Genomic DNA, 11,137 nt, shown 5'->3' on the forward strand with positions numbered 1-11,137 from the left:
GCTTTAAATTAACGATGTTTAAGATTAGTCAGGTCTGACACTTTCGTTTTAGCCTGATCTTGCAATTCACGGTATTGTTGCAAACGCAGATTGGCTTTATCTCTAAGCTTCTTCTTGATGTACAAGGCCAAGGCAAAACTCGTCGTGGTCAGGGTCAGGAACATGCTGTTCATGAAACTCATCATCGAGCTGATATAACCAATCGTGGTCAGGCGATTCATCATATAGATCACTTGCGGGCTGCTTTCTACGCCGGTAATCGCCCAAGTACACAGATGTTCGCAATTATTGATAATTAAATGATAATTATTTTCATGCATTCTGGAACGCATGCGACGCACAACTTTACGGCCTTTATATTTCGCTGAGTCATAATGTTGCACATGAATCGCTTTGCCATGACTGAATTTTTCAATAGAGGTTATTTCAATGGGGCGTTTCTTGAATAAATGTGCAAAGCCCGAATAATGAATAACACGACCACGTCCAGCGTATATCCCATGATGGGTATAACCGAAATGTTTAACCATAAGGTGCGCTCCTATGGGAAACCGTTTAGTCTGTTGCATATCAGAATTAAGCCATTTAAAAAAGCATTGTAGTTTAATAACAAGTGTACTGCCTTTTGCTAAATTAATCGACGCTTTGCTTGATTTTAGGCAGACAAGCAATAGGCGTATGCAGCAAGTGACTTGATCACCTGTATGGCAGAATTCAGATGAACATCTGTTCAGTAACACCTATAAATAGCCTAAGCTAACTTTTACATTTCAATAAAATCAGAAAAAGTGAGAGGAAGAAGTGTTCAGATTTATTACCAATTACTCAACAGAAGGCAGAAGGTTGTGTAGTCGGATTTATACAATTGAACTCTCTAAGTTTGGTTCTTCTTCAATGTAATTAAAGCGACAGATATAAAAAAAGCACCTGGTTACACAAGTGCTTTTTTTGATCAGGCTAGAGCCTTTGCCGATTACTGCAAGGGCAAGTGTTGAAGTTCATTCAGTTCCTTACGGCTATAGCCGCGTGATACAAGAACCTTTTTGATTCCGATGATGATCTCTTCATCAGTTGCTTTAGACAAAGCTTCAAGAAGCTGTTCATTTGTCTTGAAAGAGCAATCATTTTCTACACAAGCAATCTGATTCTTGTGTTCATTGTGTTGTTCCACAGAAAACAACTTTTGCCAAAAACTCATAGAGCCTTCATACAACAACCTAACATAGAGTGAAATATAGCCAATTAAATAAATAAAGCAATAGGACCTATGTGATAAAAGCAGCAGTTAGTCTTTAAAATTTCCGATTGAAGCTCAAAGAGCTAACGATATTTTTAGCTGTACAAATGATAATTTGTTATTAAGTTATTGATTTAAGATATAAAAAAAGGAATTTCGAAAAACTCCTTTTTTGTAACAAGAAAATAAATTGAAACAAATTCTTTATCTTCTTTCTAACAATACGCCCGTTTCTACATGGTGCGTATATGGAAATTGATCAAACATAGCGAATTTGCTGATTTTATGGGTTTGAGACAACTGTTTCAGATTGTCATGCAATGTGTCTGGATTGCAAGAAATGTAAATAATGCGTTGGAAGCGCTGTAATAGTTTAAGCGTTTCATCATCAATACCGGCACGCGGTGGATCGACAAATACCGTATCAAAGTCATAAGTCGCAAGATCAATATTGGCTTCTTGCAGGCGGCGGAAAACACGCTCGCCGTTGTAAGCTTGGGTGAACTCTTCTGCAGAAAGACGCGCGACCTGAATATTCTCAATCTGGTTTTGCTCAATATTCCACTCAGCCGCATAGACTGAAGATTTGGCTAACTCGGTTGCCAGAACACGGCGGAACTTGGTCGAGAGTGGCAGGGTAAAGTTACCATTACCACAATATAATTCCAGCAAATCTTGATCAGATTGCTCTGCCGCATCACATGCCCATTCCAGCATGTTTTGGCAGACTTGGGCATTCGGCTGGGTAAAGCTGCTTTCGATCTGTTTGTATTGATAGGTACGATTAAAAACAGAAAGTTCTTCCACCACATACTCATCAGACAGGACAAACTTCTGTCCACGGCTGCGGCCAATTAACTTGATATTTAACTGTTCTGCCAGTGCTTTGGCTGCCGGTTCCCAGCTTTCATCCAGTTTACGATGATAAATCAGAGAAACCAGAACCTGACCACTTAAGGTCGCCAGAAAATGTACCTCAAACAGACGTATCGATAATAACGGATCTGCTTTGAGCGCTTGCAGCAATTTAGGCATCAACTGATTGATACTGAGGTCTGCAACCGGAAATTCATCAATGCGGATGACTTTTTTCTGTTGATCTTCATTGCGCTCGAACATGGCATAGAACATGTCATCCTCAGTATGCCAGATCCGAAATTCAGCACGCATGCGGAAATATTTTTCAGGAGACTGGAATACTTCGAGGGCAGGTGGTTGATATTCGGCAAACTGAGCGCTGATGCGTTCAATTTTGGCATCGAGTTGTTGCTGATAAGATGAAGTCATATGCAGTAAGAAGTCGCAAATATTTTAAAGCGCAAATGGTAGCAAATAATTGCTGATCTGCCTAAGCCTATTGTGGCTGAGCGGCTTTAAAAACTGCATAAAAAAGACCAAACCCTCTGAGGAGAAAAATTTGGCCGTAAAGAGGAAATCATGAACAGAAAAATGCCAAGATGATTCGATTAATTTAGAGATGACTCATCGTCATCAAACTGGCATTGCCACCAGCTGCTGCCGTATTGATGCTAATGGCCCGTTCAAGCACCAATCGCTCCACCGGAATGTCATGATTGCCTGAGTTTAAATGCGTGATTCCTACAATGGGGCCTTTTCGAGCCGCAATACGCTTCTGTAAATCAATCAATTTCGCAGCATCACCATGATGTAATACAGCATCAAATTCCCCACTTTCAATGTCTTGAATCACTTTGAATCGGGCAGCAACTGCTTTTGGCATTGTTTGTAGATATTTCAGCACAAAAGTATTTTCAGCCAATACTGCAGGGCGACTGCCGACCGATAAAATGGCCAAAATTTGCTGAATCTGGTCTTGCTCGGTGTGCGCCAAAGATAGAACACTTTCACGTGGCAAGATCATGTACTGGTTTTCTTCGCCGGTTGGACCTTGCAAACTAAAGCTTTGTCCGGTCGCAATCTGGCTGGGTGCTTTTAAGGAGATTGTGGGGAAAGTTTTAGAGGCCCAAGCCTTAAATTCCTGGACTGGTTTGTGTTCAATAGGGGCTTGATCAGATCGCATGGCATAAGGCTGCGCCAGTTTCTTCTCGGAAAGCTGCTGCATTAAACGGTAGATGTAAAGCGGCCCACCAGCTTTAGGGCCAGTACCGGACAAGCCTTCACCACCGAAAGGCTGAACACCCACAACTGCACCGACGATATTACGGTTGATATACAAGTTACCGACTTCTGCTCGCGCAATCACGGTTTGTATGGTTTCATCAATACGTGTGTGTAAGCCCATGGTCAGACCATAGCCTTTGCTGTTGATCTGTTCCAATAACTGTTCCAGTTCACCATATTTATAGCTGATCAGATGCAGCACCGGACCAAAGACTTCACGCTCCAGATCGTTCAGGTTTGGAAGTTCAATCAATGTTGGCGGAATAAAGGTGCCTTGGGTTAATTCAGTCTCATCTTGGTCAAACATCAGTTGATGGACTTTGTGACCTTTGCTGCGCATCTGCTGAATATGCGTCTGAATATTTTGCTGGGCCTCAAGATCAATCACCGGACCAATATCGGTTTTTAATAAAATCGGATTGCCGACTCTTAACTGCTGCATGGCACCTTTGAGCATCGTGCGCACAGCATCCAGGTTATCTTCTTGCACACAGAGCACACGCAAAGCAGAACAACGCTGGCCGGCACTGTCATAGGCAGAATTAACCACATCAAGCACCACTTGCTCAGTTAATGCAGATGAATCGACAATCATGGCATTTTGACCGCCGGTTTCAGCAATCAGGGTCACACTTTCGCCAAACTGGTTCAGACGTTCTGCTACAGTTTTTTGCAGAATATGGGCGACCTCGGTTGAGCCGGTAAACATGATACCCTGAATGCGTGAATCTGCACTGAGCTGCGCACCAATGCTTTCACCTTGACCCGGCAAGAGCTGTAAGACGTCTTGCGGAATGCCCGCTTCCCATAAAATCTGCACCGCTTGTGCAGCAATCAGCGGGGTCTGTTCTGCCGGTTTGGCAATAACGGTATTGCCCGCGACCAGCGCTGCTGAAATCTGGCCGGTAAAAATTGCCAACGGGAAGTTCCATGGACTGATACACAGTACGGTACCCAAAGGTTGAATCTGTGTATTTTCAGCTAAATCCAACATCTGACCGGCATAGTAGCGCAAGAAATCTACCGCCTCCCGGACCTCGGCAATGGCATTGGAATAGGTTTTCCCAGCCTCACGGGACAGAATCACCATCAGTGTCAGCAAACGCTGTTCCATCAGATCCGCGGCTTTATTTAAGCAGGCTGCTCGCTCATTTTTTGGCAAATTGGCCCAGAAACCTTGTGCATTGACAGCTTGCGTTAAGGCAATTTCAGCCTGTTCCTGAGTCGCTTCATAGACTGTACCGACTACATCCTGATGTTGTGCCGGATTGATGATTTGCACTGCGTTACTTGTGTCGGTCACTGTAAACGCCGTTCCCATGGCTGCTGCCTGAAATTGTGTGTTTTTCAGGCTGGCAGCGACTTCATTTAAGGCGCTCAGCTCTGCATCATTGGCGAGATCCAGACCCGATGAGTTAATACGTGTGCCATACAGATCTTGCGGATAAGGAATATGCGGATGCTTGGCACCGATCATGACTTCCTGCTGTGCAGCTTTTAAAATCGTTTGTTGTGGATTCTCAATCAAATCTTCGATATTTAGGGTTTTGTCGGCAATCCGGTTGACAAAAGACGTATTTGCGCCATTTTCCAGCAAACGACGCACCAGATAAGCCAATAAGGTTTCATGATTGCCGACTGGCGCATAAATGCGACAAGGGACACCGAGTTTATTCGCCGATTTGTCGCCCACCACATTTTCATACAAGGGTTCGCCCATGCCATGCAGACACTGGAATTCATATTGACCCGCATAATACTGCTCAGGTTGCGCCAGTTGGTAAATCGTGGCCACCGTTTGTGCATTATGGGTGGCAAATTGCGGATAGATATAATCCGGTTCAGCCAATAATTTACGCGCACAGGCGATATAAGATAGATCGGTATGCACCTTACGAGTGAATACCGGATAGTCCGACATGCCTTCAATCTGTGCTTTCTTGATCTCGCTGTCCCAATAGGCACCTTTGACCAGACGAATCATCAGGCGTTTCTGACTACGTTTGGCCAGATCAACAATATAATCTACCACATAGAAACAGCGTTTTTGATAGGCTTGAATCACAAAGCCAATGCCTTTCCAGTCTTGTAATTGCGGCTCAAAACACAGGCGTTCAAGCAGTTGCAAGGAAATTTCCAGACGATCAGTTTCTTCGGCATCAATGTTTAAACCGATATTGTACTGTTTCGCCAAGACCGCGAGTTTAAGCATTTTTCCATACAGTTCATCATGTACCCGATCGACCTGCGCGCGCTGATAACGCGGATGCAGGGCAGAGAGTTTGATGGAAATGCCCGGGCCATCATAAACGTCTTTATCCTGCGAGGCTTGCCCGATGGCATGAATCGCTTGCTGATAATCCTGATAATAGCGTTCCGCATCCGGATCGGTCAGTGCTGCTTCACCAAGCATGTCATAGGAATAACGAAAGCCTTTTTCTTCCAGACGTTCTGCATTTTTCAGCGCCTCATCAATGGTTTCACCCGTCACAAACTGTTCGCCCATCATGCGCATGGCAACATCGACAGCCTTACGGATAATGCCGCGACCACTGCGCGCCAACATGCCGGTTAATAAACTGGACAGGCTTTTTTGCTGTGGGGTTTCCATTAATTTACCCGTCAGCATCAAGCCCCAGGCTGCGGCATTGACAAACATCAGCTGGCTTTGACCGAGATGTTCTTTCCAGTTGCCCTGATTGATCTTGTCGCGGATCAGCAGGTCACGCGTGGCTTTGTCTGGAATACGCAGCAAGGCTTCGGCCAGACACATCAGGGCAATGCCTTCCTGAGAAGATAGGGAAAATTCCTGTAATAATCCTTGTACGATGCCCGCTTTACCGCCTGAATTTTTACGTTCACGCAAGGAATGCGCCAGATCAAAGGCAAGCGCTTGAATCTTGTCACTGAGTTCGGAGGAAATTTCACTATGCAGCAAGAGTTCTTCGACGCATTCAGTTTCCGCACGGCGCCATGCAGTGTTGATACGTTGTTCGTATTCATTTTTATCTTTGAATTCGGCGATATAATTTGGCTGCTTCATGGCATCTGAACCATAGGTGGGGCTTAGTGTGGTCGGCATAGTGACATCCTGTACTGCTGCAATCAGATCTAGCGGGGCTAACGAGTTTTAATCTATAATCACAGAATATTTGACGAATATCTCACTATAGTTTTTACATTTTTTAGAGAATAATTCTAATGCAGCCTCCTTATTTAAGCCTAGACCGTATAGATATTCGTATCCTGAGTTTATTACAATCCGATGCCAAATTATCCAATATTAAACTGGCTGAACTGGTAAATTTATCGCCGACCGCGGCACTGGCGCGGGTGCAGAAACTGAGCAAAGAAGGCTATATTCTGGGCTACGAAGCCCGTCTGAATCCAAATCTGCTCAATAACGCTTTTGTGGTTTTTGTAGAGATTTTACTGGATAAAACCACACCGAATGTTTTAGATGAGTTTTCCCATGCAGTCCGGCAGATTCCAGAAATTATTGAATGTCATATGATCAGTGGCGGTTTCGATTTTGTGGTAAAAATCCGCTGCGCCAATATGGATGAATTCCGTAAAATTTCCGGGCAAATCTTATGGCAACTGCCCGGGATCAAGGAAACACGCAGTTATCCGGTGATGGAGGTGATTAAAGAAAGTCAGCAGATCCATCTAAAAATACCGGGAAAATCTAAATAATTTGTAGCGTATTAACGACTAATCTAAAAAACACAAAAGGGACTCGAAAGTCCCTTTTATTGTATTGAATATCCAGACTATTTTTTCATTTCAGCCATTTCTTTTTGATATTCAGCTTTGGCCATTTCAAAACGATGTACCACATCATCACTCGGTACCTTATCCACTAAGCTGACAATCACGATACTCAGGGTAGCCAGAATAAAACCGGGAATAATCTCGTACAGGCCGGTATCACCCATATAGTTTTTCCAGACGATTACCGTCACCGCACCGACCAGCATGCCGACAATCGCGCCGTTGAGGGTCATACGCTTCCAGAACAGAGACAAGATAATCAAGGGGCCAAATGCTGCACCAAAGCCTGCCCAGGCATAAGCCACCAGACCTAAAACCTTGCTGTTCGGATTAATCGCCAAGGCAATCGCAATTAACGCAATTACTAAAACCATAGCACGACCGACCCAGATCAGTTCTTTTTGCGAGGCATTTTTGCGCAGGAAGCTCTTGTATAAATCTTCAGTCAGGGTGGTTGAACAGACCAGAAGCTGACAGCTCAAGGTGCTCATAATCGCGGCCAGAATAGCTGCAAGTACGATGCCAGCGATCCATGGATTAAACAGGATTTTAGTCAATTCCATAAACACGGTTTCAGGGTTCTGGTTCACCACCGAGGCGAATGCTGGATTAACGGTGAAATAGGCAATCCCGATATAACCAGCTGCCACTGCGCCGCCCAGACACAGAATCATCCAGGTCATGCCAATACGGCGTGCAGCAGGAATGGTCTTCACTGAATCTGCTGCCATGAAGCGCACTAAAATATGTGGTTGACCAAAATAACCCAAACCCCAGGCCAGACTGGAAATAATCGCCACCACGCTTAAGCCTTCAAGCATACTGGACGCATGTGGACGGGCAGATTCAAGGATGACACTCACTTGCTGGCTATTGTCACCCAAGGCCAGGAAGGTAATGATCGGGGTCAGCAACAGTGCGAAGATCATCAAACCGGCCTGAAAAGTATCCGTCCAGCTGATTGCCAGAAAACCACCAATACACACATATAAAATTGTCGCCATCGCACCGATGATAAGCGCCGTGGTGTAATTCCAGCCGAACAGGCTTTCAAACAGGCGTGCACCTGCGACCATGCCCGAGGCACAATAAATTGCAAAGAACACCAGAATCACCAAGGCAGACAAGACCCGTAAAATGCGTTTGCGGTCGGAAAAACGGCTGGTGAAATAATCTGGCAGGGTCAGGGCATTATTCTGGTATTCGGTATGCGCCCGTAGACGACCTGCCACCAGTAACCAGTTTAGCCACGCTCCGATAATCAGGCCGATGGCAATCCAGGCTTCTGACAGGCCAGACAGGTAAATTGCGCCCGGAAGACCCATCAGCAGCCAGCCACTCATATCTGATGCACCTGCGGAAAGAGCTGTAACGACACTGCCCAGACTACGTCCACCTAAAATATATTCATCAAAATTGGAGGTTGCACGGTAAGCATATAAACCGATTGCAATCATGGCGATAATATAAAACATGAAGGTAATCAGGGTCGGATTTAAATAAGTCATAGGCAGGGCATCCTGTAAATATGGAAACCATCGTTCCAGATGATTTTTTGTACGGAGATCACAAGGCAGTGATTCAAGCACGGTTTAAAAATTACACTCTGTAACATTTACACAGCTTTTATGTATGTTTATTGTAAATACCAATTTAACTAGATGGAACTTAAGGAAAGTTAAGCCACTTAACACAGAGAGATAAAGTATTGGATTGAGGCAAAAGAAGCTAATTTAGAATAAGCAATTAAAATATTTAAATTTTAGCTTTTTATTTACATGATCTTACAAAACTCACAGCTTTACTGTATTGGTAATAAATATTAGCAAATTTAGGTTAAAGTCCTCCTATTCGCTCTGTATTTGTTTGCTCATATTGAGACCACACCAAATACGGTGCATCGCCAAGGTATTTTTTAGTGGACAATATGCTGCAAATCGAACCGACCCGCATTGAACGTGACTTATTGGGGGAAAAACAGATCCCATTACACAGCTATTATGGGATTCACACTTTACGTGCCATCGAAAATTTCCAGATTTCAGGATTGGCTATAGGGCAACAATCACATTTTATTCGTGCATTGGCTCAGGTCAAAAAAGCTTCGGCACAGACCAACCTGCATTTTCAAAAAATATCCGAGCAGACGAGTACTGCTATTCAAAGAGCCTGTAATGAATTGATTCAGCATCCTGAAAACTGGCAAGCGGCCTTTCCACTTGATCCTTATCAGGGCGGTGCTGGTACGTCAATTAATATGAATGCCAATGAAGTCATTGCTAATATCGCCTTAGAGATCTTGGGGCATCATAAAGGTGAGTATCACATCCTGCATCCGAATGATCATGTGAATACTTCGCAATCGACCAATGATGTCTATCCAACCGCTTTACGTTTGGCAACTTATAGCAGCCTGAATGAATTATTGGCAGTGCTGAAAGCACTGATTGACTGTTTATATACGAAGGCAGCCGAATTTCAGTATGTGATCAAGATGGGGCGTACCCAGTTGCAAGATGCCGTCCCGATGACCATGGAGCAGGAATTCCGGGCTTTTGCGACTTTATTAAAGGAAGATTTAAAACTGATTGAGCAGATGCGCCAGTTATTGCTGGAAGTCAATTTAGGTGCAACAGCGATCGGGACTGGGGTAAACACGCCGCCAGGTTATGCGACGCGAGTCGTCGAAACTTTGGCGCACCTGACGGGGCTGCCTTTAAAAGGTGCAGAAGATTATGTGGAGGCCACCAGTGATTGTGGTGTCTTTATTATCTTGTCGAGCAGTTTAAAACGCCTGGCAGTGAAACTGTCCAAAATCTGTAATGACTTGCGCTTGCTTAGCTCGGGACCACGTACAGGTCTGGCTGAAATTCGCTTACCGGAATTGCAAGCAGGCTCATCAATTATGCCGGCAAAAATCAATCCTGTGATTCCGGAAGTGGTCAATCAGATTGCCTTCCGGGTCATCGGTAATGATTTGACCATTACTATGGCAGCGGAAGCTGGGCAGTTACAACTGAATGTGATGGAACCTGTGATTGCCCTGACCATGAATGAGTCGATTCAATTGTTGACTCAAGGCATGCAAACCCTGAATCAGAAATGTATTGCTGGCATTCAGGCCAATGAAGAAATCTGTTTAAGTTCGGTCATGCGCAGTGTCGGGATTGTGACCTTACTTGAGCCGATTCTGGGGCATGCCAAATGTGATGAAATTGGTAAACAATGTATGCGTGAAAATAAAACCGTGCCGCAAGTGGTATTGGAACTCGGTTTATTAAGCGAAACACAATTAGAAGAAATCTTTGCATTTGAAAATCTGGTGTCTGAAATACCTGTAGCAGAGAGTCAGCTCGAACAGGTTTCTTGATAGCATAAATTGTCTTGAAACAGCTCAACTCAACTGATTGTTGTGATTTTGACAATTTGCCTCAAGTTCGATATGTGGATTTGAGGCATTTTCATCTAGACTAGGGTCTGAACTTTATTTGGCTAGGTAAATGGCGATGTTTGATAAAATCAGTGCATTATTTAAAACTAATAAACCGACTGCTGCACAGTTATATTTAGACGAGCAGAATATCCAGCATGTCGAAGGCACAGGTTATATCGTGGATGGCATTGACTTAAATCAGGAACTGGCCGCACGCTTAGAATATTTGTCCAATCGCCGTCTAAAACAGTTTGATGATTTAAAAGCTTTATACGACACCGCGATGCTGATCAATGAAAAGATTGATCTGGAAATTGCCCATCAGCGTTTTAATGTGACTTTGGGAAATACCGAAGAGAACCTGCTGCAATTTAAAATGATCCTCAAGAAGTTAAATGATTATTATCGTAACTTTCTGCGAGAGAAAAAATAAGTGTTAAAAGTGGCTTGAAATCGAAGCGTATGGATGTGGCAAGACTGCATAAAAATAACAAAATATCCTGAGATCATCGTGCTAGTATAAGCCTCAGGTTATTTAGACTTTAAAGCTA

The 11,137-nt window shown here is 43.9% G+C and carries 8 protein-coding genes; 3 read left to right on the top strand and 5 right to left on the bottom strand.

The features are described 5' to 3' along the window. Positions 1-8 precede the first annotated feature (8 nt). From FTU45_RS01790 to putA, 4 genes are all read right to left on the bottom strand, one after another. The gene (locus tag FTU45_RS01790) at positions 9-569 is read right to left on the bottom strand and encodes a lecithin retinol acyltransferase family protein (RefSeq protein WP_034608524.1); all 561 of its coding nucleotides are present in this window, start codon (positions 567-569) and stop codon (positions 9-11) included. A gap of 404 nt (positions 570-973) precedes the next feature. Next, positions 974-1,198 carry a hypothetical protein gene (locus FTU45_RS01795; protein ID WP_005096749.1) on the bottom strand — a complete coding sequence of 75 codons (225 nt, stop codon included), beginning with the start codon at positions 1,196-1,198 and terminating at the stop codon, positions 974-976. 243 nt (positions 1,199-1,441) lie between these two features. After that, entirely contained in the window at positions 1,442-2,524 is a 1,083-nt protein-coding gene (gene trmA, locus FTU45_RS01800) for a tRNA (uridine(54)-C5)-methyltransferase TrmA (protein WP_180075807.1), read from the bottom strand. 184 nt (positions 2,525-2,708) lie between these two features. Beyond that, positions 2,709-6,461 (bottom strand): trifunctional transcriptional regulator/proline dehydrogenase/L-glutamate gamma-semialdehyde dehydrogenase, encoded by a 3,753-nt coding sequence (gene putA / locus FTU45_RS01805; protein ID WP_180075808.1) that lies wholly within the window; start codon positions 6,459-6,461, stop codon positions 2,709-2,711. Positions 6,462-6,580: 119 nt separating this feature from the next. On the opposite strand from putA, the gene FTU45_RS01810 reads away from it, so the two are divergent. After that, on the top strand, positions 6,581-7,075 hold the full coding sequence (locus FTU45_RS01810; protein ID WP_005096755.1) for an Lrp/AsnC ligand binding domain-containing protein: 495 nt from the start codon (positions 6,581-6,583) through the stop codon (positions 7,073-7,075). A gap of 77 nt (positions 7,076-7,152) precedes the next feature. On the opposite strand, the gene putP is transcribed toward FTU45_RS01810, so the two are convergent. After that, on the bottom strand, positions 7,153-8,661 hold the full coding sequence (putP, locus tag FTU45_RS01815; RefSeq protein WP_180075809.1) for a sodium/proline symporter PutP: 1,509 nt from the start codon (positions 8,659-8,661) through the stop codon (positions 7,153-7,155). A gap of 419 nt (positions 8,662-9,080) precedes the next feature. Between putP and aspA the strand changes: the two genes are divergently transcribed. After that, positions 9,081-10,523 carry an aspartate ammonia-lyase gene (gene aspA / locus FTU45_RS01820; protein WP_074383167.1) on the top strand — a complete coding sequence of 481 codons (1,443 nt, stop codon included), beginning with the start codon at positions 9,081-9,083 and terminating at the stop codon, positions 10,521-10,523. A 130-nt stretch (positions 10,524-10,653) separates the two neighbouring features. Then, complete coding sequence (locus FTU45_RS01825) at positions 10,654-11,019, top strand: hypothetical protein (RefSeq protein WP_005171129.1); 366 nt, start codon at positions 10,654-10,656, stop codon at positions 11,017-11,019. The last annotated feature ends 118 nt before the right edge of the window (positions 11,020-11,137 follow it).

The sequence above is a fragment of the Acinetobacter sp. YH12106 genome, from assembly GCF_013418995.1.
GTDB classification, from domain to species: domain Bacteria; phylum Pseudomonadota; class Gammaproteobacteria; order Pseudomonadales; family Moraxellaceae; genus Acinetobacter; species Acinetobacter pseudolwoffii.

Excerpts from the sequence above, each read along its gene's own strand:
- trmA (WP_180075807.1), bottom strand. The coding sequence starts at position 2,524 with ATGACTTCATCTTATCAGCAACAACTCGATGCCAAAATTGAACGCATC.
- FTU45_RS01810 (WP_005096755.1), top strand. The coding sequence starts at position 6,581 with ATGCAGCCTCCTTATTTAAGCCTAGACCGTATAGATATTCGTATCCTG.
- FTU45_RS01825 (WP_005171129.1), top strand. The coding sequence starts at position 10,654 with ATGGCGATGTTTGATAAAATCAGTGCATTATTTAAAACTAATAAACCG.
- aspA (WP_074383167.1), top strand. The coding sequence starts at position 9,081 with ATGCTGCAAATCGAACCGACCCGCATTGAACGTGACTTATTGGGGGAA.
- putP (WP_180075809.1), bottom strand. The coding sequence starts at position 8,661 with ATGACTTATTTAAATCCGACCCTGATTACCTTCATGTTTTATATTATC.
- putA (WP_180075808.1), bottom strand. The coding sequence starts at position 6,461 with ATGCCGACCACACTAAGCCCCACCTATGGTTCAGATGCCATGAAGCAG.
- FTU45_RS01795 (WP_005096749.1), bottom strand. The coding sequence starts at position 1,198 with ATGAGTTTTTGGCAAAAGTTGTTTTCTGTGGAACAACACAATGAACAC.
- FTU45_RS01790 (WP_034608524.1), bottom strand. The coding sequence starts at position 569 with ATGCAACAGACTAAACGGTTTCCCATAGGAGCGCACCTTATGGTTAAA.